A 22243-nucleotide genomic window follows, 5' to 3' on the forward strand; every position below is an offset into this window, starting at 1 on the left:
GGAAACGCAGAGTCAAACAGGCGGGTCAAAACGGTCATCCAACAAGGCCGCAGGCGAAGTTCAAGCCGCAGGCGTACCCGGAGGGTACGTTGAGGACTTGAACGAGCCGAGAACGAAGTTGGGGATCGTTTTCACCCGCCTGAATTTTTATTGTCCGACGTACCAGCCTATCCCATATCGTTCTAAGAAGCTGGTGATCATCGTCAGCGAGTTCGCATAGATCATCACGCCGACGATGACGAGGAACACCCCACTGACCGTCGAGACGCCCCAGAGATAGGCACGGACTTGTTTGAAGTAGGAGAGGAAGCGATCGATGCCGAGCGCCGTGATGAAGAGCGGGAGCGCGAGCCCCATCGAATAGGACGCGAGCAACGTCACCCCGTTCATAAGGGAGTCCGTCGTGCTGGCGTAGAGCAGGATCGTCCCGAGCACCGGCCCTACACACGGCGTCCAGCCCGCGGCAAAGGCGACCCCGATCAGAAACGATCCCACGTAGCCGGCCGGCCGGCTACTGAAGTGAATGCGGCGCTCCGTCGTCAAGAACTTGAGGTTCAACACGCCGAGCAGGTACAGGCCGAAGACGACGATCAGGATGCCGCCGATCCGGCGGATGTGTTCCTGATACGCGATCAGCGCCTGCCCGATGAAACTCGCCGAGGCGCCAAAGGCGATGAAGACGGTGGAGAAGCCGGCAATGAACAGGAGCGAGTTCAACACGATCGTCTTGCGGAACCGCTGCCGTTCGGACGCATCGGTCAGCCGTTCGATCGAGAGTCCCGTGATGTAGGAAACATACGAGGGAACGAGGGGCAGGACACACGGCGACACGAACGACAGCAGGCCGGCGGCAAACGCGGCAAACAGGGAGATCTGCTGGATCGAATCCGTCATGGCATGCGGATCAGCTTTTGAATGAGTTTGATCGCTTCAGGGCTGTACCAGTCGCGCGCGCCGTAAATCCGATTCGTAATGATACCATGGCGGTCCACGAGGAAGGTCATCGGGAGCGTGCGCGTCCCATAGGTGACGCCGACCCGAAAGTCGGAGTCGTGGAGGATGGGAAAGCTCAAGCGCATTTCATCACGAAAGGGACGGGTCACGGCCGATCCCTGCGCGTCGGTCGAGATGGCGAGAATTTCAAAATCCCGCCGGGGAAATTGCTTGTACAGCTGTTCCATCGCCGGCATCTCGATGCGGCACGGCCCGCACCACGTCGCCCAGAAGTTCAGCATGACCACGCGGCCGCGTTGGCTCGACAGCGTGACCGGCCGTCCATCGAGGCTCCACAATCGAAAATCAGGAGCCGGGCCGCCGATCTTGATCGCCGGCTGGCTCTGGGCGGGACTCGATTGGGCTACGGAATCCGACGCACCGGAATCACAGGATGCGGCCGCGAGCACCAGCATTCCGAGGAAAGCCGTGTAGATCAGCTGTCGGCTGGCCATGGAGCTTATGTCGAGGGGAGCGGCTGGACCGCCTTCGGCGCTTTGTTCAGCAGCGTGGTGATGGTGCGGAGATTGTCGAGCACGGTCCAGTCCCGCGGGCCAATCACTTTTTCACGGAGAATCCCCTGCTGATCGATGATGTAGGTTTCCGGGACACCCATCAGCTTATACCGTTTGTCGGTCTGGCCCCAGGAATCGACCAGAATGGGAAATGTGAGGTTCATACTCTTGACGAACGGCGGAATGTCTTTCTTCGTGGTAACGCGATCGATGCTGACGGCCAGGATCACGAACTCCTGCGGATCGAAGTTCTTGTAGAGCACTTCCATCGACGGCATCTCTTCGCGGCACGGCTTGCACCACGTCGCCCAGAAATTCAGAAAGACGACCTTGCCGCGAAAATCCGAGAGCCGGACCGTCTTGTCGTCCAAGTCGGGCAAGCTGAAATCGGGCGCTTCCTTGCCGACGGTCAGCGGCTCGTATTTGGCGCTCTGCATCCAGACGATCCCGAACGCGATCGAGAGGATCGCGATCGAGATCAGGATGATCGGCAGCTTCGGCCGCCTGAGCGGCACCTCAGCCGTCGTCTGCTCGGCAACAGTGTGTTCAGCCATGAATCCTTAAAAGCGTTCGAAGTTCGAGGTTCCGGGGTCGAAGCTTCAGATCCGCAGAACTTCGAACGTCGACCCGTGAACCTCGAACGTTTTTTCAACCTACGCGTAGGCGTGCAGCCCCGACAACAAGAAATTCACGCCCCAGAAACAAAAGATCACCATCAAGAAGCCGAAGACGGCGTAGATCGCGGCGCGGCGGCCTTCCCACCCATGCGTCATCCGCGCGTGGATATATGCACCATAGATGAGCCAGACGATCAACGACCAGGTCTCCTTCGGGTCCCAGCTCCAGTAGCCACCCCAGGCGTAGTTTGCCCACATGGCGCCGAGAATGATGCCGAAGGCCAGGAGCGGGAAGCCGACCATGATCGCCTTGTAGCCCAATTCGTCGATCGTCTCCAAATCCGGAAAGGCTGAATACAGTGCCGACTGCACGCCCCGCCGCTCCGCCCGTTCCTTCAGCAGATACATCAACCCCAGCCCGCCGGCCATGGCAAAGGCCGCATAGCTCGTCAGCGTGACTGATACGTGGATGTAGATCCAATAGCTGTTCAACGCGGGGACGAGCGGCTCGGCGGTCTGATAGCGGTAGGGCAACAAGGACGCCGCCCCCATGGCGATGAAGCCGATGCCGACGACGAACGCGCCGATCGCCTTGATGCGGTAGCGGAACTCGAGCAGCACATAGCCGAGGATGATCGCCCACGAGACGTAGGCCATCGCCTCGAACTGGTTCGACCAGGGCGCAAAGGTCCCGGACAGGTGCATCCGTTCGGTGGCCCGCGCGAGCAACGCCAACGTGTTCACGATCCACCCGAACACGGTGACGATCGTCGCGACCTGACCGATTTGGGCCGCCCAGCCGCTCTCGTTGCTGGAATAGCCGATGGGATGGCCGGCCGCCGCCAACTGCATCGTCGGTCGTTTGGCCACGATATAGGCGACGTACATAATGAGCGCAGCCAGGTACAACCAGAATGTCATATCGAATAAGAACAACGACTTCGCCATAACTCCTCCAACGAGTGAGACGCCTGCGTTCCGAGGCCTTTCCTAGCCGCGCCTGGCGCCTGTCGTTTTCATGTCCCGAGCGTCCGAATCTTCTCCTGCAGCTTGCGAAACTCTTTTTGAAAATCGATCTGGCTCTTGTGGGTCGTCCCACCGAGGTGAACCATCACCCCCCGCTCATTTGGGATCAATTTGGCCCACAGCCGACGGTGATAAATGAACGACGACAGCGTGATGCCGACGACGATCATCGTCGAACCGATCCAGACGATGTTGACGCCCGGATCCTTCGTGATCTGCAAGCCCGTGAACTTCTTCGGCTGATAGCCCACCAGCTCGAAGCTGTACTTTGAATCTTTGATATCAAAGAGATCAGGATAATGATAAAAGATCCATGGGCTCGTTTTCACCGGTCCTTCGGTCACCGCCAGCCGGATGGCTGGGTTGGCGTGTTCGATGGTCTTCGAGTACACCTTCTTCTCGGCCGAATTGAAGCCAAAATCGGCAACGAAGTCGGTCATCACCAACTTGAGCCCCAGCTTGTCAACCGCGGCCTCCTTCTGCCATTCCAAGTCCACGGTCCCAACCACCTGATCCGTGAGCTTATCCTTAATATTGATCCGAGCGATCTCGATCCGGTCCCACGCATCCCCATAGCTTGATTGATAGAACCAAATGCCCTTGTAGACCAGCGGATCATTGACGGTGATCGTCTTGGTGATTTTCTTCTCACCCTGCTCCAGCACCGTGAGCGTGCTGTTGTAGGACTTGACGGACCCGTTGTCGTGGTAGTCGATCCAGAACTTGTCGACGTGCAGATCGAAGTTGCCCTTCGGGATGTGGTAGGTCTGCCCTTCCAGGCACACGCCGAACTCTTGAAATCCGTACAGGCTTCCGATGAGCCCGCCCAACACAATCACGGTCGCGCTCAAGTGCGCCATGTGCGCCCCGACACGGCCGGTAATGCCCTTCGTCGCATAGACCGTCGCTTCGTGGGCATCGTTCTTCACGAGGACACGATAGCCCTTTTCGGCCAGCAGCGTGAACAGCCCTTCGGCAATGTGCTCCTTTGTCCCTCCGACCTGCAATTCGGTCGTGTGTTTCAGGTTCTTGATGAACGGCAGCGTGACGCTCACCTTGTCCTGCTGCATCGAACGCCAGACGGCGGGAAAGCGCTTATAGAAACAGGTCAGGGAGTTGATGCAGAGGAGGGTCAACAAGCTCGTAAACCACCAGGTATGGTAGACGTCCGTGAACCCAAGGCGCAGGAACCAGCGGTACGCGGCCTCCCCATATTCCTTTATATAGACTTCCGGCCGTTCACCCTGTTGGATGACGGTGCCGATCGTGGCCGTGATTGCCAACACGATGAAGAGAAACATGGCGAGCTTGATCGAGGCGAAAAATGTGACCAGCTCGTTTCGAACCTCGTTCCAGCCCAGCCCGGGTGAGCGCTGCGCGGCGCCCGGCTCTACCGCAATCTGTTGCCGTCCATTCATTGGCTTAGGCGCCCCATCGATCGGATTGAGAAAGCAGAAGGTTTCGCGCCGGTGTCAAAGCGTCCGCGCGAACAAAAATGGAGGGATGAACTGCCGCAGGCTGCCTCCAGTCCGAACCTTGCACGACCGCACAACCGCCCGCGAAAGGCGTTGGTATCTTACAAGTCGTTGGAAACCAGTGTCAAGCAAGGCCCAGATCCGTAAGGCGCCGAAAGTCTGATTGACAAACAAAGGTGCCGTGCCTTATGGATGGTGGCTGCTCAAGGGGACCCCACACCCACGCCTGATTAACGACTCGCTGCTGACCATCTCTAAAAAGAAGAGGCCTCGATGAGGAATCACTATCTGTTCACTTCCGAATCCGTGACCGAAGGCCATCCGGACAAGATCGCCGATCAAATTTCGGATGGCATCCTGGACGCCATCATCGCCACAGACAAGCATTGCCGGGTCGCCTGCGAGACGATCCTGACCACCGGCATTGCCTTCGTGGCCGGTGAAATTTCGACCCGGGCGTATGTGGAGATCCCCGACATCATCCGGGATGTCATCAAAGAGGTCGGCTACACCGATGCCTCGTGGGGCTTCGACTACCATACCTGCTCGGTCATTACGTCGATCCACCAGCAGTCGGGTGACATCGCCATGGGAGTGGATTCGGGCGGCGCCGGCGATCAAGGTTTGATGTTCGGTTACGCCTCGAATGAAACCGAGGAGCTGATGCCCATGCCGATCGTGCTGGCCCACCGCATCACCCGCCGGCTCGCCGAAGTGCGGAAGAAGAAGATCCTGCCCTGGGTGCGGCCTGATGGCAAGTCCCAGGTGACGGTGGAATACCGCGACGGGAAGCCGGTGCGCATCGACACGATCGTCGTCTCGACACAGCACAGCCCGGACGTGAGCAGCAAGAAGATCGAAACCGAGATCATCGAGCAGGTCGTCAAGCCCGTGATGCCGAAGCGCATCTTCGATCCGGTCAGCGTGAAGTACTACATCAATCCGACCGGCCGCTTCGTGGTCGGCGGGCCGATGGGCGACACGGGGCTCACCGGCCGCAAGATCATCGTCGATACGTACGGCGGCGTCGGGAGCCACGGCGGCGGCGCGTTCTCGGGCAAGGATCCGACAAAGGTCGACCGGTCAGCGTCGTACATGGCTCGCTACATCGCCAAGAATATCGTGGCGGCCGGGTTGGCAGATAAGTGCGAAGTGCAACTCGCCTATGCGATCGGCGTGGCCGATCCCGTCTCGATCCTCGTTGATACCAAGAACACGGAGAAGACCAACGTCGATGTGCTCGACAAACTGGTTCGCAAGCACTTCCCGATGACGCCGCGTGGCATCATCGATCACTTGAAGCTTCGCCGTCCGATCTACAAGAAGACCGCCGCCTATGGTCACTTCGGCCGCAACGAACCGGAGTTCACGTGGGAGCGGACGGACAAGGCGAAGGTTCTGCGCAAAGACGCCGGACTATAACGTTTAGCCTTACAACAACGGGGGGATGGATGATGAATCCGTCCCCCCGTGTCTTGTGACCCACCATCAGGAGGACCCCGTGGATTACGACGTGAAAGACATCGGGCTGGCCGATCAGGGCAAGCTCAAGATCGAATGGGCGGAAGCCAGCATGCCGGTGCTCCGGCTGATCAAGAAACGCTTCAAGCGCGAGCAGCCGTTGAAGGGCATCCGCGTGACGGCGTGCCTCCACGTGACGACCGAGACGGCCAACTTGATGAAAACCCTCCAAGCCGGCGGCGCCGAGATTCGCTTGTGCGCGTCGAATCCGCTCAGCACGCAGGACGACGTCGCGGCCTCCCTCGTCCAGCACGACGGCATTGCGGTGTTCGCGATCAAGGGCGAGGACAACAAGACGTACTACCGACATATCGAGGCCGCGATCGCGCATCAACCCCAGATCACGATGGACGACGGCGCCGACGTGGTGTCGACCATCCACGCCAAGCGCAAAGACCTCTTGAAGCACGTGATCGGTGGGACCGAGGAGACGACAACTGGCGTGATCCGGCTTCGCAGCATGGCGGCGCGCAAGGTGCTGCGGTTCCCGGTGATCTCGGTCAACGACGCGGACACCAAACATTTGTTCGACAACCGCTACGGCACGGGCCAAAGCACAATGGACGGCATCGTGCGCGCGACGAATCGCCTGATCTGCGGATCGAAGGTCGTCGTGGCCGGCTATGGGTGGTGTGGCCGCGGCATCGCGATGCGGGCGAAAGGCATGGGTGCCGACGTGATCGTGACGGAAGTCGATCCGGTAAAGGGTCTAGAAGCGGTGATGGACGGCTTCCGCGTCATGCCGATGGATGAAGCGGCGCCGATCGGCGACTTCTTCGTGACCGTCACGGGCAACTGCAAAGTGATTCGCGGGGAGCATTTCGCGGCGATGAAGGACGGCGCGATCGTCTGCAACTCGGGCCACTTCAACGTCGAGATCGACATCCCGGCGCTCGAGAAGCAGAGCCGCAAGCGCCGAATCATCCGGCCCGGCGTGGAGGAATTCACCCTGACGAACGGCAATCGAGTCAGCCTGCTCGGCGAAGGCCGCCTAGTGAATCTCGCCACCGCCGAAGGCCATCCGTCGAGCGTGATGGACATGAGCTTTGCCAATCAAGCGCTCGGCGCGGAATATCTCGTGAAGAACTACAAGAAGCTGGAGAAGATGGTCTATCCCGTCCCGCCGGCCATCGACAAAGAAATCGCACGTCTCAAACTCGCCGGCATGGGCGTTGAGATCGACAAGCTGACGAAGGAACAGGAGAAGTATCTCGCTTCGTGGGAGATCGGAACGTAGACAGGAAGCTCAAACGCGCCAGTCGACGAGGCCGCGAGGAGAATCGAATCGCGAGACGTACAGCAATTTGATCTACTGTGGAAGAAAAACTTCCTAAGGTGGCTCGGCTGACGAAGGGGTGCGCGACGCGAGGAATAACGAGCGTCACGTTTGCGCACACCGGCGAGTTGGTGAGCCGGCAGGACAGCAGCTCCGGCGTCGGCCTTATGCGGAGTAAGTCTCACCACTCCCGATATCGTTCTGTTGGCCGGAGCGCCTCGTCGGATTAGAAGAACGGCGCACCGGCAGCCTTACTGCTCTACCCGTCTCACTCCCCGCAAGACCGAACGCCTCCGTGCCCATCTTCCAGCCGAGCGATGATTCAATTTGGACCCATTCGGCTTCTTTGGATCGTTGCCAAGGCGTGTTCGTGATGAACATTGACATGGGTACTACGTAAGATCTAGTATATGTACTTATCTTACATGCGGGGCATGATCATGGCATTACATCGAGTCTTATCACTCTTCCTATTGGCTTTCTCCGCTTATGGTTGTGCTTCCATTAATGGTTCTGTTCCCTTTCGTTACGTCCCCTCCCTGACTAATGCCGAGCCGGTTGAATATCGGCTGGGGATGCAAAAACTGACAGATGCTCGCCCAGATGAGGACAGGGATTCAACGGAGAGCATTGCCGACGTAGAAGAGAAAGTAACGGCGAAATTACTTGAGGACTTTCGATCTTCCCGCATATTTCTCGACGTGGACTTCCCTGCTTCAAAAAGCAAGGACCCAGTCATCATGAAGGGCGAGGTCAAACGGTTTTATTGGAAACTTTCGACTAGCCCCTTGGCGTTTATACCCTTGGTCAATTTGGCAATATACTTTGGTGCGCCAGTTTACGATCTTGAAGGAACGGCAGCAATCCATGTTCAGCTTATCGATTCGCAAAGTGGTCGTCTCTTAGCTGAATATGAAAAGGAATCGACCAGAAACTCATCATCCTCCATTTACAACATGAAAGCGGGAGAGGTCAGTGCCGAACTAGCTGAAGCGTTTCGAGATGTATCTAAGCAAATCAAAGAGGCAATAGTTGCTGATCTACAATCTGGCAAACTTCAAGTTGCAGCGCGGTGAACGCTGCTGAAGAACGAAACCCCAAACGCCTTTCGGCCTTCTACAGCTTCGCGAATCGGCGCTGAGCGCCGAGTATATTGTGAAGAACTACAAGAAGATGGAGAAGATGGTCATCCAGTCCCGCCGGCCATGGACAAAGAAATCGCCGCCTCAAGCTCGCCGGCATGAATATGTCGATCGACAAGCTGACCAAAGAACGGGACTCTAGGCAGGACGCTCTAAACTAGACAGGAAGCTCAAACGCGGCAGCCAACAAAGGCTGCAGGGAGAGTCGAATCGCCAGACCTACTCTTTGTGTTCTTTGAGTGATTTGATCGTTCCGTGATATAGAACGTCCTAAGGTGGCTCGGCTGACGAAGGGGTGCGCGACGCGAGGAATAACGAGCGTCACGTTTGCGCACGCCGGCAGTTGATAAGCCGGCCGGACCTGGCAGCGCTGGCGTCGGTCTTATGCGGAGTAAGTCTCGCTGCTCCCGATATCGTTCTGTTGGCCGGTGCGCCTCATCGGATTAAAAGAACGGCGCACCGGCAGCCTCACCGCTCTCAACACCTCATTCCCCCGCAAGACCGAACGCCTCCGCGCCCATCCCTTCCAGCCGAGCGATCATTACGGATTGCCAACGCCTAGACTGCTCGGTAGCAGACAATGGAAATGACGCTCAGGATTTTAAGTCCGAGAAAGTGTTAGAGACTGAGGGCGGCTATCAGTAGCAATCCCAGCATATCGAGAGGTTAGACGGCAACTCTACCAGTCAAGGAGGCCGATATTTTCGATTGATATCTTGCTGCTTTTCTATGCACGCGATCACCTATCGCAGCTTCCAGGATCCACGAAAAGATTTACCGCTAACCTTTACCACGAAGCTTTTGTAATAGGACTCACAGTCATGCTCAGGAACATTCGCTTATTGTCTATATTCCTTGCTTGCCTCCGAACGACAAAACTTTTCCAAACCTAGCTCTCGGCATCCATAGTAGTTTGAATAGACGAGATACTCTTTACGAAGTTCCTCCCCGACCCGTTGTGCAAGATCAAACGCTTTGGAAAAGCTCGCTATAGCACCGCGTCTGTCACCATTTTCTATAGAGGTGAGGCCCATATCGTCGTATAATATTGCCTCAAGCTGAATAATCCCCACCGGCGTTGCTCCTTGTTCTTTTGACTGAGCTATAAAATTCCTCGCTTCTAAATACGATCCGCCCCAACGAGGCATAAGACCCGCCATAAATCTATTTCGGACTAGGGTGTTAGTTGGGAGCATTCTAACCGCATATGCAAGTAAGGCTGCTGAGGCTTGCTTGTTTCCTTCTAATATCGTAATTCCCATGAGATGATATACACTTAAAAACGGCTTGTCGGTTAATTTTAGTGAAGTATTTAGCTCAACCCGTGCGGTGGTAAAGTATTCGTGCATTTTTCTGACTTTCTCTTGGGGCGTTTGTTGAATGAATTGATCCCCTCTAGCGTCAAAACCTTTTCTCCTAAAATAAGCACCTTTTATCAAGTGTGCCGGGTACGATGTTGGAAACTTACTCTTCCACAGGTCCAGATTAGCTACGTCTTCATCGGTTAAACTGTAGAACTCTCTATATGCATTACGCAGCTCCAAGTCAGACAGCACTCCATCCTCAAATTCTGCTTGGATCTTTTTTGTAGCCGACTCCAGACGTTCGAACTCTCTTGCCTTAAGCAATCCCAGCAACCCTCTTTCTTGCGCATTAGAAGGCCCCGGCAATATTGACAACAATAGACAAGCAACTATCAAGGGAACTAGATTTATACCCAAACTCCTAAATATTCCGGTCCACTGCTCTACGATGAAAGATTTCGCCTTCAGCAATTTCACTTCTCCTTTTTCCGAAGGCACCTTTTCAGGCTACCATCCGCGTCAAAAACTGATTGGGCGCCAATGTTTTCTCATCTGCTTCAATTCTTGTCCGTTGCCTTGAAACACCTCGGGGAGAAACGGCTGAGCCGAGCCTGATTTAAGAGCCTGTGGAAACGTTTTTGCAAATACGTCGGGCGTCTATATTTTATCATAGGGTTGTTACTTCAGAACTCAGTTCACCATATCGTGATTGTACGTATAACGTATTAGCGTATCGTCGTTTTCGAGCGATCATGCCGCGGTTCCCCCTGATAAACTTGTCAACAGATGGCGGTCTTTGACGAAAGCCGGCCGATCTGAAAAGCGTTCAATTATCTAGACCGTCGATCTACAGCGCCTTCAAAAACTCAATCACTGCCTGCCCATCTTCCGCCGGGAGCGCGAGGAACGCATTCCTCGATCTGGCGGCTTCGTCGCCGTGATACATCATGGCTTGCTCGGGGGCTGCCGCGGCTGTCTGGAGGAGTTGATTCAAACGGAAGCGGAGGCCAGAGGGGTGACGTGCGGTATTGGACGGATTATCGGTTACCCTAGTCTTCCAGTAGCTGGAGTTCCTTCTTCACTAATTGGTTCACCACCTCACCGATCTGTTTGCCCTTCTTCTGTGAAATCCGCTCGAGCTGACTTTGCAGCTTCGCATCCAAATAAATCGGCAGGCGCAGCTCTGCGCCATTACGATAGAAGTTTCCTCTGACCCCGCGAGAGAAGTCGGATTGGCGTTTCATCGATTACCCTGCGTTAGTTTTGCCTTGCTGGCACCGGAGCGTTTTGTGACACGCCGCACGGAACGTTCAACTTCGAGGAAGGAACGTAGAGCTTGATTCACGGCTGCTGAATCATGAAAGACTTTCGCTACGTCTGGATCAAGGACAGCTACGTTGGCGCCTTCCTTTAAGAGACGTCGATAGTACTTCCCTCGAATAGCCTTTGAGTAGTCGAACTCATATTCTGAACGAAGATCATCTTCAGAATTCTTACCTTTCCTCTTCATGACGTTTCCTTTCCCTGGACGTCGCAAGCCGCGCGCTAATAATTCTTACAGTGCCCGCCCTCTCAGTGTGCGACACCACTAGAAGACGATTGTTATTCGAATACCCTACCGTAACAAGTCTTCGTTCCTCTATCGAATGATCCGGGTCATCAAAGGTAGCAGAGAGCGGATCAAGAACGCAGTGGTAGCCTCATCAAATGATACCTTGTGCTTCTTGAAGTTTCGTTGTGCCTTGATGGGGTCCCATTCAAACCTCATTCATCGAAGTCCTCAATTGGTGCCACTGAATCGTGGACGGTATCTCGAAGGATTGGCAATGTCAATGAATCGCTGTATGGAAACAAGAAACGTCAGTCAGATCCACGACCGACCACGAGGACAATTCGTTCTACAGCGTCTTCAAAAACTCGATCAGCGCCTGCCGGTCTTCGGCCGGCAGCGCGAGGAAGGCGTTCCTGGATCTCGCGGCTTCGCCGCCGTGGTAGATGATGGCTTGTTCGGGGTTGCTGCCGCGGCTGTCGTGGAGGAGTTGATTCAGACGGAAGCGGAGGCCCCAGAGGGGTGGCGTGCGGTATTCGCCGGGCTTCGCGACGCCGAGCGAGACGCCGTCGTTCAATGTCGCGCCCATGTCGTGCAGGAGAAAATCCGTGTAAGGGTGGATCTCCCGGTTCAGCAGCGCGGCCGGCATCGCGGTCGCCTGCGGCAGGCGCTTGATCGGCGTGGCGCTCGTGCGGTAGCTCGGTACGTGGCACTTGGCGCACTGTATTTGTGTGAACAGCTTCTCGCCGCGCACGACCTGCCCGTCGGTCCCGATCGACGCCTCGCGCTCGGGCGGCGCGAGCATGGAGACGAAGTCCAACAGCTTGTTCACGACGTCCAGGGAGACGTTGGGCTGCGGGATCTGATTTTTCACGAACAGCGGGAATTCGAAATTCGCCGTCTCGGTCGTGAAGCCCGGCACCGGTGAGGTCATGCCCATTTCCTGCCGAAGCGCGTCGGCCACGAATTCGAACAAGCTTGCAACGTGCGCTTGCGAGCCGAACCGCATCAGCCGCCCGTCTTTCATCGCGGGCCGACCGCGAATGCCGTCGCCGTCCTTGTCATCGGGATCGGCGTGCGCCAACAGGACTTCTTCCGGAATTGCCTCGATCAATCCCAATCCCATCAGCGTGGACGGTCGGCGCTTCGACAGAATCGCGTTGTCGGGCAGGGTTTCGGCCGGCCCTTTGGCGATCGACTTATCGTGGAACAGAATCCCCTGAGTGGTGGTGCTGGTCGGCAAAATGTACCGGATGTTCCCGCGATAGCCGGGCCCATGGCCGCCGATCGAGGGAGCGTGATGGCACGCTTCACAGTTCCGCGCGTTGAACACGGGGCCAAGCCCATCACGCGGCGTAAATGGAAACTCGAACAGGTCGCGGCCCGCTTCGAACCGAGTTTTCTCTTCGGTACTCAACCATGCTAACGGCACAGGCGGCTCGTGCTCTTTCTTGGTGATGGGCGCGGGCAGCACCGGCTCAACGAGAGACAGGCTGATCAGGAAGGCCGATACCACCGTCAGGCTGACTTGACGAGCTCCGTGTATCATCGAAGACCTCCTTCTGACCCCTGCCTTTCCTAACGCGCAAGGTCGCCCACCGTTGACGGCACCCTTTCTCGTTTCTCGCGTGGCTTTTCTCGAGTGATTTAACGTATGCTTGGACCTGAATTATCACCGCGACAATAGGCCATGACCAACATTGCGATCGGGCTGTCCGGTTATTCCTATAAACCTTGGCAAGGTGCGGGCCGTTTCTACCCGCCCGGCTTGAGGCCGAACGAGTTTCTCCGCTTTTACGCCGGCCGCTATCGGACCGTTGAACTCGACGGCATTTGGTATCGGCTGCCGACGGAAAAGACCGTGCTCTCGTGGATCGACCAGACGCCCGAGGGCTTTCAATTCGCCGCCAAGGCGCATCGTCAGATCACGCATCTGCATCGCTTGCGGCCCGACGCCCTCGCGTATGTCCGCCTGATGCTCGATCGATTGACGCCGATCGTCAAGCGCGGACGATTGGGACCGGTGCTTCTGCAACTGCCGCCCAACCTGCAACGCGACGATCAACGCCTGGCGGCGTTCTTGAGTGACTTGCCGCCCGGATATCGCTGGGCGATGGAGTTTCGACACCCGTCATGGTTGGTGCCCGAGGTCGAAGAGCTGTTGCGCGCCCATGGAGTGAGCTGGGTGGCGGCCGATACCGATGAATCGCCGGCCGAGATCCGGCACACCGCTGATTTCTGGTACGTGAGACTTCGCCGCAACGATTATGATGACGACCGCCTCGCGCAATGGGCCGATCGGCTGAAGGCGTTCGCCAGCCACGGACCATGCTTCGTATATCTCAAGCACGAGGATCAAGGCTCGCCGTGGCTCTGGGCCGACCGGCTGATCGAACTCATCGGCCGTTGATGGCCATCGACGTCGATTGACGGTGACGCGGTGAGAATGATGCCGCTATAATCCCCACGGTGGCGCGATGCCGCACCCAACCCTTCATGACCCGGCCCTCGAGCGAACGCTGATCCTGGATGAGATCTTCGATCTCGCCCTCTATCGGGCTCTGCGCGACGTGGCCGACAAGTCGCTCGCCGATCTCCTCGACGACTTGATCGAGATCGAAGCGCGCCACGTCGCTTTTTGGCAGCATTTCTTTCAGAGCCCGCTTCGCGAGCTGGACGGTCCTCGGCGCATCAAACTGCAATGCATCACGGTCCTCTGCCGGCTCTTGGGGGCGCCCGCCATTCACCTCGTGCTCGAAGCCATCGAAGTGTACGGCGTGCGGAAGTACCTCTCGATTTGGAAGACCTACAAAGACCAGCCGCTGGGCTCAGCGGTGCGCGGCATCCTCATCGACGAATTCAAGCACGAAGATGTGATCGTCAGCCGGATGAGCGAGCACAAGATCAATCCGGAGCGCATCCGGAATATTTTTCTCGGCCTCAACGACGGGTTGGTGGAAATCCTAGGCGCAGTCAGCGGGTTCTTCGGCGCGTTCGGCGATGCCGCCACCGTGCTGATCGCCGGCACGACGACGGCGGTCGCCGGCTCGCTGTCCATGGCAGCGGGCGCCTACGTGGCGTTGAGCTCGGAGAGCGAGGTCAGGAACACCGAAGAAGACAAGAAGCGCTTTTTGGGAGAGGCCTCGCTGCCGGGTCAGTTCGAAGGCGTGGAGCCGTTCGAGCCGGCCAATGAGCGGCCACTCGGTCCTGCCTTTATCGTCGGAGCGAGCTATTTCGCCGGCGCCGCGATCCCGCTCTTGCCGGTGCTGTTCGGGGCAAAGGACGCGGTCTTTTCGATTCTCACCGGCGGGACCGTCATCATCCTCGTCTCGATGCTGCTCGCCTTTCTCTCCGGTATGGAGGTCAAGCGCCGTATCTTCACGAATCTCGTGATCGTGAGCGCGGCCGTCGCCGTGACCTACCTCATCGGCCGCGTGGTCAAGGATCTCTGGGGCATCGCGATCTGACAGTCCCAGGCGTGGTGTCCCCACTACGCCATGGCGCCGCACTAGGTCATGACCAAGCAGACTGACGGGTCGGCATAACCAGCTGATCAGCGCTCGCGCTGATCGTCATCGCCATTGTTGCCCTGCGAGCAATTCTAAGTCCTAATCATTCAGCGTCACGATCAGCCCGAGATGGTCGGACAGCCCCGCATGAGACGGATTCGGTGGCGCCGACACCACGTCGATGGCCTGAATCGCCGGCAGCGCCTCCCGGCTTGCCCACACATAGTCAATCCGCTTATCGGGCGCCTGGGATTCGAACGTGTAGCCGGGCTCATTCGGACGGCGGTTCGCCCACACATCCGTCCACCCTTCACTCGACAACTGACCGATCAAGTCGCTATCGGGCGTCGCGTTGAAATCCCCGATCAGGAGCTGCGGACCGGGGAAGTGACGGAAAAACGGGAGGGCGGCGTCGAGGTTCTGCACGCCCTGGCTGTGCACCCAGGAGAAATGGCAATTGAAGAGGGAGATGGAACCGACCCGAGCGTAGAGGACAAGACGCACTGCCGGGTCTTCCTGGACTCGGCCGGGTTGAGATCCGAGTGGGAGCAGTTGATGGTCGAGCTGCTCGAAGGGCTCACGAGACAGCCATCCCGAGCCGTCTTGCTTTCCTCTACCGTGCTCGGTCCCCGGCACGAAGACGACATGCTTGTATTCCGAGAGCGTCTTTGACAATTGGGTCGCTTGATCGGCTCCCTCTTCCACAGTCGGATCTTTTCGAACGGCTTGCAGCGCAATGACATCGGGCGCGTGGTCACAAACCACCTGCGCAATCAACTCTTGCCGTATGGGCCAGGCACCATGCTTGGCTTCGTACCAGTTCAGATTCAACGTCATAATTTTCATACCGCACACCTTCTTCTCGATGGGCCTAAATTGTAATCGCAGTCGAGTGAGTTCGAGAATACCGATTTGCTACCATAGCGCTGTCAGCACTGCCGGAGGCCATGCTTCATGAGGGACAAGGATGCTTGCCCGCTCATTGCCGTGGCGGTTGACTTTTGATGGCCGCGTCCTACTTCATCGCTACCGGGCACCGCGAATTGTGAGCGATGCAGGACATACGAGGATGAGATCGAGATGTCGGATGTCTCATTGATTCGCTGCTCGGCATGCGGTGCAACGAATCGAGTCGGCATGCGGTGCAACGAATCGAGTGGCTCGAAACAAGCTTCACGAGGGACTCAAAGCAATCTGTGGGGTGTGTAAGCAGCCGCTCTCGATCGCCGTCACGCCGATCACGGTGACCGACGCCACATTTGCGGCTGAGGTCGAACGGTCACCACTCCCAGTCCTGCTCGACCTCTGGGCTGCCTGGTGCGGGCCGTGTCAGATGATGGCGCCGGTACTCGACGAAGTCGCGCAAGAATTGGCAGGGCGTGTGCGGATCGCCAAGCTCAACCTGGATGAGAATCCCCTGACGGCCTCACGCTTCAACGTGAGAAGCATTCCGACGCTGCTGGTGTTGAAAGACGGCCGGGAGGTGGACCGCCTCGTCGGCGTCCAGCCCAAGGAGGAGATCATCCGCAGGCTGAACCGGCTCACCTCATAAAGACTGAGCCGGCACGCGCGATGCAGAGGAGAAGCACGGACCGAATGCGAAGCTTCTTAATGTCGCCGTTCCCGGGCGCTAGCGTGCGGTGGTCGGCTCCACGACGATCACTTTGACGTGTTGCGGGCATTGGCTCGGGATCCGGCACGCCGATGAAATGGATGTCCCGTTCGCCTTTCAGATGTTCCGGCGTCAACACGTACGTCCCACGGAGACTCGCCGTCCACACCGCTTTCGCCGCCGCCGTGTCGCCCTTGCTGAACACGTACGCCAGCCCGCCGACGACCGTCCCAGCGCCCGCGTACAGCAGTTTCGCCAATCCGTAGGGGATCGTCGCCAACACGCTTGCCGCGCCGTACCCGAAATGCGCCGGCGGATTCACGTGGGCCTGCTCTTCGCTGGCTGCGATCTCTGCCGCTGATGCGATCGAGATGGGGCCGGCGACCAACGTGCACAGGATCACCGCTGCAACCGTCCGCCTCACATCTCTGTTCGTGCCACGTCTCGGCATGATCTCCTCCTTGTTAAGCACGGCTATCTTCCCTTCGCAGCGGGAAGCAAGAGTGTTGCAGGCCGTGTCGTCATGGAGAATAGGCCGGTAGGAAATGAACGAATCGATGGCTGTGTTGACGCTGGTTCAACGACCATGCCACTGAAAGGATGGCGGCACTCTAGTAGAAATGACTAGAAAAGTCCAGCGTCGCTCGAGCGGGCCTACGCGGAGGCGGGAATTGAGCTGGAAGAGAAGCAGCGGGCTATAACGAGATGGAAAATCTTTAGCGGCCGGCCAGTGCCTCTTGGACAGTCTTCCCGATCTCGGCGGGGTTCTTCACGACCCGCACGGCCGCCGCTTCCAGCGCGGTCATCTTCTCCGCAGCCGTCCCTTTGCCGCCTGTGATGATCGCGCCGGCGTGGCCCATCCGTCGGCCCGGCGGCGCCGTGATGCCGGCGATGAACCCGATCACCGGCTTTTTGATGTGCTCTTTGATATAGGCAGCGGCTTTCTCTTCCGCATCGCCGCCGATCTCGCCGATCATCACGACCGCTTCGGTTTCCTGATCCTTCTCGAACAAGGGCAGCACGTCGACGAAGCTCGTGCCGTTCACCGGATCGCCCCCGATGCCCACGCACGTGGTCTCGCCCAAGCCGAGGTTCGTGAGCTGGTGTACGGCCTCATACGTCAACGTCCCGCTCCGCGAGACGACGCCGACCTTGCCCCGCTTGTGAATGAACCCCGGCATGATCCCGATCTTGCACTCATCCGCCGTGATGACGCCGGGGCAATTCGGCCCGATCAATCGCACGTCTCGCCCGCGCAACGCGCGCTTGACCTTGACCATGTCGTTTACCGGAATGCCTTCGGTGATGCAGATGACCAACTTAATGCCGGCGTCCGCCGCCTCAAGGATCGCATCGGCGGCAAACGGCGGCGGCACGAAGATCAACGACGTGTCGCAGGACGTCTTCTTCACGGCCTCACGGACCGTGTTGAACACCGGAATCCCTTCCACCTCCTGCCCCGCCTTCCCCGGCGTGACTCCGGCCACCACCTGCGTCCCATACGCCTTACACTGCGTCGCATGGAACGACCCCTCTTTACCGGTAATCCCCTGCACCACCACGCGCGTATTCTTATTGACCAAAATGCTCACGACGCCCTCTTTGATTGGAATCGGCTAATTTTCAGTCTTCTACTTCACTGGCCTCGGATGGAAGGGACAGCCGCGGAGGCTTTCGCCATAGCGCTCACTGCCCATCGATAGCGGAGACGCTGCGCGTGCGACGGCATTGCGGCGCTTCGCCGCAGCCTTAGAGGAACATGCGGCCAACAGTACGACATCGAGAGCCAGCCTGGCGTCCACGCATCATGGCGAAACCGGAGCCGGCTGCCCTTCGTCAGCCGAGGCTCTCTTCTTCTTCCATCCTCTTCTTTCGTCTCTCCGCTCTCTCTCAAGGCGACGACGGCGTGAGCTTCGCCCCGGCTGTCGGCCGCGCCGGCGCCGCCTTCCTCTTTTTTCCCGTCATCGCCACGATTTTCTGCGCCGCCTCCCAGAGATCCGTCGCCACATCCACCTTGAGCCCCGATTCGAGCAGCAGCTTGCGTCCTTCTTCCGCGTTCGTGCCTTGGAGCCGCACGACCACCGGCAGCTTGAGCTGCACTTCCTTCGCGGCTTCGATCACTCCGTGCGCGATCCGCTCGCAGCGCACGATGCCGCCGAAGATGTTGATGAAGATGCCTTTGACGTTCTTGTCCTTGAGCAGAATCCGAAAGCCCGCCGCGACCGTCTCTTTTGTCGCACCGCCGCCAACGTCGAGGAAGTTCGCCGGCTCGCTGCCCGCGAGTTTAATGACGTCCATCGTCGCCATCGCGAGGCCCGCCCCGTTCACCATGCAGCCGATGTTGCCGTCCAGCTTGACGTAGTTCAGATTGTTGTTGGTCGCCTCGATCTCCAGCGGCTCCTCTTCGTAGAGGTCGCGCATCGAGCGCACGTCCTCGTGCTTGAAGAGACCGTTGTCGTCAAAGGACACCTTGCCGTCCAAGGCGATGAGCTTCTTGTCCGTCGTGATCACGAGCGGGTTGATCTCGACGAGCGCCGCGTTCTTCTCCATGAACAGCCGATACAGGTTGCCGAGCATCTGCACGAACGGGTTGAGCACGACGGGCTCGATCGTATTGAGGCCGATGCCGAACGCAATGTTCCGGCCGTTGTACGGCTGATAGCCCACCGCCGGATCGATCTGCTCCTTGACGATCTTCTCCGGCGTATGGGCGGCGACTTCTTCGATCTCCATGCCGCCTTCCGTGCTGGCGATGAAGACCGGCCAGCCCGTGTCACGATCGACGAGCACGCTCAAGTACAGCTCTTTGGCGATCCCCGCACCCTCCTCGATCAGCACGCGCCGGACCTTTCGACCTTTCGGCCCGGTTTGGTGCGTCACGAGCGTCTTGCCGATCAACTCCTTCGCCAGCCCGGGCACCTCGGCCTGGTTCTTGGTAATCTTGACGCCCCCCGCCTTGCCTCGGCCACCGGCGTGAATTTGCGCCTTGATCACGTACACCGGCAAATTGAGCTGCGTCGCCCACTTCTCCGCTTGCCGCTCGTTCTTGATTTCCTTCCCGCGCGGCACCGGCACGCCGAACTGCGCAAACAACTGCTTCGCCTGAAACTCATGAATGTTCATCGTATGGGAATCCTTATCTGGCGGAATGCTGCAGTGAAGGCGGGATGCTCAAACGGCCGATCCAACGAGGCCGCAGGGAGTTCGAACGCCGAGGCGTACCCGGAGGGTACGTTGAGGCGGGCGAACGACCGAGAACGAAGTTGGGCGGCCGTTTGAGCATCCCGTTACTCTTTCTTGGCGTATTGCGGCAGCACCATGGGTGATATCACCCCGCTCGCCACGCCGTGCTTCCGTGCTTCAGTCCGGAAACGTGCAAGGTGCTCAAGGGTGATCTTCCCCTGTGGAATGGAGACGGCGCGATTGGCGGCCGCGGTGCCGGCGCGCTTGCCGAAGACCATCAAGTCGAGCAAGGAATTCCCCATCAGACGATTGCGGCCGTGCAAGCCGCCGGAGGCCTCACCGGCGACGAACAGCCCGCGGACGTCCGATTCCCCATCCACGCCGATGTGGACCCCGCCATTTTGATAGTGGAGCGTCGGATAGATCAGCACCGGATCCTTCGCGATGTCGATCCCGAATCGCTCGTACTGCTTGACCATCGCTGGAAAATGCTTCGCCAACGTCCCGGGACCGTGTTCCGCTTCCAGCAACGGCGTATCCAGCCACACCCCGACGCGCCCCGACATGGTGCGGATCCCGCGGCCTTCTTCGCACTCCCGAATGATCGAGGACGACACGACGTCGCGCGTATCGAGCTCGTTGACGAAGCGCTCGCCCTTGGCATTGACGAGATGTCCGCCCTCGGAACGGATGCCTTCCGTGACCAACGCGCCGATCAACTGCTCCGGGTACACCGCGCCTGAAGGATGATACTGAAACGTGTCGATGTGTTTCAGCTTGGCCCCGAGACGATACGCCATCGCGAGGCCATCTCCGGTCGCGCCGTAGTGATTGCTGGTCGGAAAGCCTTGAATGTGGAGTCGGCCGATGCCGCCGGTAGCGAGAATGACCGTCTTGGCGGCCACGACGATGAACCGCCGGTTGTCCAAATCGCGCAGCACGGCCCCCGTGCAGCTGCCGTTGCCGTCGCTCAACAGTTCCACGGCCGCGCAGAATTCCAGGAGCTGAATCTGCTGGTTCAGCACCTCATCCTTCAGCACTCGCATGATCTCGAGGCCGGTGTAGTCCGAGCACGTGAGCAGCCTCGGCTTCGAGCTGCCGCCGCCTTTCTTGACGTGCAGGTTGCCGTCCGGGTCGCGGTCGAACAGCACGCCAAGCTCCAACAACCACTTCGCGACGGCCGGACCTTCATCGACCATCACCTTGAGTAGGTGATGATCGTTCTTCATGTGCCCGCCCTTCAGCGTGTCGAGGAAGTGTTGGACGGGGGAGTCATCGGCAGTGACGGCCACCTGGATGCCGCCTTGCGCCATCACCGTGTTGGAATCGCCGAGGCGAAGCTTGGTCGCCAGGATGACCTTTGCGCCTTGCGCATGCGCGTGCAACGCCGCGGCACAGCCGGCCCCTCCGCCACCGAGGACGAGCACGTCGGCCGTATATTGTGGCGTCAGATCCAGGTCGTCCGGGACCGGGCTCTCGCCCTCGAGCAGGGCCGCCAGTTCGCGGACCGTGCGCTCGCCAGCGTTCGGACCGAACTTGATCGGGCGGTAGGCGCTTTCCCGATGGTCGGGATGGTATTTCTTGATCAGCGTGTCACGTTCGGCCGGCGAGTACTTGGGGATCGTTTGCTTGCGGCGCGCGTCGCGGGTCTTGTGAACGATCTTTTGAAGTTCGTGAATGTCCATGGTGCTGAGTCGGGGATCGCCGGTCTCCTACGCCGGCCGCCGGCGTGTAGCACTCGGCGTGCCCGTGCAGCGAGTGGTGAAGGACGAAGAGTGCCTTACCCTTTCTTCTATTTCAATTCCGCGCACAGGTCCTTCAACTGCTGCTCGTTCATCGACAGGACGCGATTCCACTCCGCGTCGTAGCGACCGTCTTCGATCTCCTTGATCCGATGGTAGAGCCGTTCCGGCTTGTCCGCGAAGTGCGCACCTTGCGCCCGGCTGGCATACAAGGCGACGAGGTTGGGAGCAATGTCTGCAATGCACACCGGCGTGCACAACCCGCACATCACGCAGTCCATGAACATCTCGGACACGGCTTTGAAGTCTCCGAAGACCGCGCGCCACACGCCCTCCCGCACGTCGATGCCCTGCGGGCAGGCTTCGGTACAGGCGTTGCAGTTTCGGCAGAGCGGCGCCTCAGGATAGAGCGTAAACAGGTCTTGCTTGGGATCGGCGAGCTTCTGAATGTCGTAGGTCGCCTTGCGCGCAGGAAACGGCGGCACCATGGAGAACGACATGCCGTCTTGCACCGCCGTCTGGCAGGCCAGGCACGTCTTCACCTTGGGATCGTCCTTGGTCCGATAGTAGGTGGCACATGCGCCGCAGAAGCCGCCGAGGCAGCCCGCGCCGCGGACCACTTCCTGCCCCGTATACCAGAGGGCTTTGATCACGGTGATCCCTTCCGGCACCTCGTACTTCTTGCCGGCGATCTCCACCGTGACCATGCGCGGCTTGAGCACCTCGGGCTGGTCGATGACGTTCGTATTGCTCTCTTCTTGTGCCATAGTCACTGATGG

The 22243-nt window shown here is 58.5% G+C and carries 23 protein-coding genes; 6 read left to right on the forward strand and 17 right to left on the reverse strand.

The features are described 5' to 3' along the window. Positions 1-147: 147 nt before the first annotated feature. The 5 genes from AC1U7K_RS06530 to resB form a co-directional block, all read right to left on the reverse strand. Positions 148-894 carry a cytochrome c biogenesis CcdA family protein gene (locus tag AC1U7K_RS06530; protein WP_480250152.1) on the reverse strand — a complete coding sequence of 249 codons (747 nt, stop codon included), beginning with the start codon at positions 892-894 and terminating at the stop codon, positions 148-150. Then, positions 891-1448, reverse strand: coding sequence for a peroxiredoxin family protein (locus AC1U7K_RS06535; protein WP_480250154.1), 558 nt, complete (start codon positions 1446-1448; stop codon positions 891-893). Before AC1U7K_RS06535 ends, AC1U7K_RS06530 begins: the two co-directional genes overlap by 4 nt. 5 nt (positions 1449-1453) lie before the next feature. Next, complete coding sequence (locus AC1U7K_RS06540; RefSeq protein WP_480250156.1) at positions 1454-2062, reverse strand: TlpA disulfide reductase family protein; 609 nt, start codon at positions 2060-2062, stop codon at positions 1454-1456. A gap of 99 nt (positions 2063-2161) precedes the next feature. Beyond that, the gene (gene ccsB / locus AC1U7K_RS06545; protein WP_480250158.1) at positions 2162-3073 is read right to left on the reverse strand and encodes a c-type cytochrome biogenesis protein CcsB; all 912 of its coding nucleotides are present in this window, start codon (positions 3071-3073) and stop codon (positions 2162-2164) included. A 68-nt stretch (positions 3074-3141) separates the two neighbouring features. Further along, a complete protein-coding gene (gene resB / locus AC1U7K_RS06550) occupies positions 3142-4569 on the reverse strand; it encodes a cytochrome c biogenesis protein ResB (protein ID WP_480250161.1) in 1428 nt (475 codons plus the stop codon). 330 nt (positions 4570-4899) lie between these two features. Here resB and metK point away from each other — a divergent pair, with 330 nt between their 5' ends. From metK to AC1U7K_RS06565, 3 genes are all read left to right on the forward strand, one after another. Further along, entirely contained in the window at positions 4900-6048 is a 1149-nt protein-coding gene (gene metK, locus AC1U7K_RS06555) for a methionine adenosyltransferase (RefSeq protein ID WP_480250163.1), read from the forward strand. 79 nt (positions 6049-6127) lie between these two features. Continuing rightward, positions 6128-7384 (forward strand): adenosylhomocysteinase, encoded by a 1257-nt coding sequence (gene ahcY / locus AC1U7K_RS06560; protein WP_480250164.1) that lies wholly within the window; start codon positions 6128-6130, stop codon positions 7382-7384. Positions 7385-7857: 473 nt separating this feature from the next. Beyond that, on the forward strand, positions 7858-8499 hold the full coding sequence (locus AC1U7K_RS06565) for a hypothetical protein (protein WP_480250167.1): 642 nt from the start codon (positions 7858-7860) through the stop codon (positions 8497-8499). A 905-nt stretch (positions 8500-9404) separates the two neighbouring features. Here AC1U7K_RS06565 and AC1U7K_RS06570 read toward each other — a convergent pair. The 6 genes from AC1U7K_RS06570 to AC1U7K_RS06595 form a co-directional block, all read right to left on the reverse strand. Next, positions 9405-10346 (reverse strand): hypothetical protein, encoded by a 942-nt coding sequence (locus tag AC1U7K_RS06570; RefSeq protein ID WP_480250169.1) that lies wholly within the window; start codon positions 10344-10346, stop codon positions 9405-9407. 370 nt (positions 10347-10716) lie between these two features. Further along, complete coding sequence (locus AC1U7K_RS06575; RefSeq protein ID WP_480250170.1) at positions 10717-10863, reverse strand: di-heme oxidoredictase family protein; 147 nt, start codon at positions 10861-10863, stop codon at positions 10717-10719. Between the two features lie 55 nt (positions 10864-10918). Beyond that, a complete protein-coding gene (locus AC1U7K_RS06580) occupies positions 10919-11113 on the reverse strand; it encodes a hypothetical protein (RefSeq protein WP_480250171.1) in 195 nt (64 codons plus the stop codon). Continuing rightward, a complete protein-coding gene (locus tag AC1U7K_RS06585) occupies positions 11110-11379 on the reverse strand; it encodes a hypothetical protein (RefSeq protein WP_480250172.1) in 270 nt (89 codons plus the stop codon). The genes AC1U7K_RS06580 and AC1U7K_RS06585 overlap by 4 nt, the downstream gene beginning before the upstream one ends. After that, positions 11363-11512, reverse strand: a complete 150-nt coding sequence (locus tag AC1U7K_RS06590; RefSeq protein WP_480250247.1) for a BrnT family toxin — start codon at positions 11510-11512, stop codon at positions 11363-11365. Before AC1U7K_RS06590 ends, AC1U7K_RS06585 begins: the two co-directional genes overlap by 17 nt. A 255-nt stretch (positions 11513-11767) precedes the next feature. Beyond that, on the reverse strand, positions 11768-12967 hold the full coding sequence (locus tag AC1U7K_RS06595) for a di-heme oxidoredictase family protein (RefSeq protein WP_480250174.1): 1200 nt from the start codon (positions 12965-12967) through the stop codon (positions 11768-11770). A gap of 141 nt (positions 12968-13108) precedes the next feature. On the opposite strand from AC1U7K_RS06595, the gene AC1U7K_RS06600 reads away from it, so the two are divergent. Together AC1U7K_RS06600 and AC1U7K_RS06605 are read left to right on the forward strand one after the other, a co-directional pair. Further along, positions 13109-13828, forward strand: a complete 720-nt coding sequence (locus AC1U7K_RS06600) for a DUF72 domain-containing protein (RefSeq protein WP_480250176.1) — start codon at positions 13109-13111, stop codon at positions 13826-13828. Between the two features lie 67 nt (positions 13829-13895). Continuing rightward, complete coding sequence (locus AC1U7K_RS06605; protein ID WP_480250178.1) at positions 13896-14885, forward strand: VIT1/CCC1 transporter family protein; 990 nt, start codon at positions 13896-13898, stop codon at positions 14883-14885. A 141-nt stretch (positions 14886-15026) separates the two neighbouring features. Here the strand turns inward: AC1U7K_RS06605 and AC1U7K_RS06610 are convergent, their stop codons facing one another. Further along, a complete protein-coding gene (locus AC1U7K_RS06610) occupies positions 15027-15773 on the reverse strand; it encodes an endonuclease/exonuclease/phosphatase family protein (protein WP_480250181.1) in 747 nt (248 codons plus the stop codon). A 310-nt stretch (positions 15774-16083) separates the two neighbouring features. Here AC1U7K_RS06610 and trxA point away from each other — a divergent pair, with 310 nt between their 5' ends. Next, on the forward strand, positions 16084-16479 hold the full coding sequence (trxA, locus tag AC1U7K_RS06615; protein WP_480250183.1) for a thioredoxin: 396 nt from the start codon (positions 16084-16086) through the stop codon (positions 16477-16479). On the opposite strand, the gene AC1U7K_RS06620 is transcribed toward trxA, so the two are convergent. From AC1U7K_RS06620 to AC1U7K_RS06640, 5 genes are all read right to left on the reverse strand, one after another. Beyond that, complete coding sequence (locus AC1U7K_RS06620; RefSeq protein WP_480250185.1) at positions 16469-16990, reverse strand: hypothetical protein; 522 nt, start codon at positions 16988-16990, stop codon at positions 16469-16471. The two genes, trxA and AC1U7K_RS06620, sit on opposite strands and share 11 nt — an antisense overlap. 265 nt (positions 16991-17255) lie before the next feature. Beyond that, positions 17256-18131, reverse strand: a complete 876-nt coding sequence (gene sucD / locus AC1U7K_RS06625) for a succinate--CoA ligase subunit alpha (protein WP_480250187.1) — start codon at positions 18129-18131, stop codon at positions 17256-17258. A 298-nt stretch (positions 18132-18429) separates the two neighbouring features. After that, on the reverse strand, positions 18430-19662 hold the full coding sequence (gene sucC, locus AC1U7K_RS06630; RefSeq protein ID WP_480250188.1) for an ADP-forming succinate--CoA ligase subunit beta: 1233 nt from the start codon (positions 19660-19662) through the stop codon (positions 18430-18432). A gap of 164 nt (positions 19663-19826) precedes the next feature. Then, a complete protein-coding gene (locus AC1U7K_RS06635) occupies positions 19827-21407 on the reverse strand; it encodes an FAD-binding protein (protein ID WP_480250190.1) in 1581 nt (526 codons plus the stop codon). Between the two features lie 107 nt (positions 21408-21514). Then, positions 21515-22231, reverse strand: a complete 717-nt coding sequence (locus AC1U7K_RS06640; protein ID WP_480250191.1) for a 2Fe-2S iron-sulfur cluster-binding protein — start codon at positions 22229-22231, stop codon at positions 21515-21517. Positions 22232-22243 lie beyond the last annotated feature (12 nt).

It is taken from the genome of Nitrospira sp. Vd2 (assembly GCF_979581665.1).

Coding starts and splice junctions, on each gene's coding strand:
- AC1U7K_RS06530 (WP_480250152.1), bottom strand. CDS start 894: ATGACGGATTCGATCCAGCAGATCTCCCTGTTTGCCGCGTTTGCCGCC.
- AC1U7K_RS06535 (WP_480250154.1), bottom strand. CDS start 1,448: ATGGCCAGCCGACAGCTGATCTACACGGCTTTCCTCGGAATGCTGGTG.
- AC1U7K_RS06540 (WP_480250156.1), bottom strand. CDS start 2,062: ATGGCTGAACACACTGTTGCCGAGCAGACGACGGCTGAGGTGCCGCTC.
- ccsB (WP_480250158.1), bottom strand. CDS start 3,073: ATGGCGAAGTCGTTGTTCTTATTCGATATGACATTCTGGTTGTACCTG.
- resB (WP_480250161.1), bottom strand. CDS start 4,569: ATGAATGGACGGCAACAGATTGCGGTAGAGCCGGGCGCCGCGCAGCGC.
- metK (WP_480250163.1), top strand. CDS start 4,900: ATGAGGAATCACTATCTGTTCACTTCCGAATCCGTGACCGAAGGCCAT.
- AC1U7K_RS06565 (WP_480250167.1), top strand. CDS start 7,858: ATGATCATGGCATTACATCGAGTCTTATCACTCTTCCTATTGGCTTTC.
- AC1U7K_RS06580 (WP_480250171.1), bottom strand. CDS start 11,113: ATGAAACGCCAATCCGACTTCTCTCGCGGGGTCAGAGGAAACTTCTAT.
- AC1U7K_RS06585 (WP_480250172.1), bottom strand. CDS start 11,379: ATGAAGAGGAAAGGTAAGAATTCTGAAGATGATCTTCGTTCAGAATAT.
- AC1U7K_RS06595 (WP_480250174.1), bottom strand. CDS start 12,967: ATGATACACGGAGCTCGTCAAGTCAGCCTGACGGTGGTATCGGCCTTC.
- AC1U7K_RS06600 (WP_480250176.1), top strand. CDS start 13,109: ATGACCAACATTGCGATCGGGCTGTCCGGTTATTCCTATAAACCTTGG.
- AC1U7K_RS06605 (WP_480250178.1), top strand. CDS start 13,896: ATGCCGCACCCAACCCTTCATGACCCGGCCCTCGAGCGAACGCTGATC.
- AC1U7K_RS06610 (WP_480250181.1), bottom strand. CDS start 15,773: ATGAAAATTATGACGTTGAATCTGAACTGGTACGAAGCCAAGCATGGT.
- AC1U7K_RS06620 (WP_480250185.1), bottom strand. CDS start 16,990: ATGCCGAGACGTGGCACGAACAGAGATGTGAGGCGGACGGTTGCAGCG.
- sucC (WP_480250188.1), bottom strand. CDS start 19,662: ATGAACATTCATGAGTTTCAGGCGAAGCAGTTGTTTGCGCAGTTCGGC.
- AC1U7K_RS06635 (WP_480250190.1), bottom strand. CDS start 21,407: ATGGACATTCACGAACTTCAAAAGATCGTTCACAAGACCCGCGACGCG.
- AC1U7K_RS06640 (WP_480250191.1), bottom strand. CDS start 22,231: ATGGCACAAGAAGAGAGCAATACGAACGTCATCGACCAGCCCGAGGTG.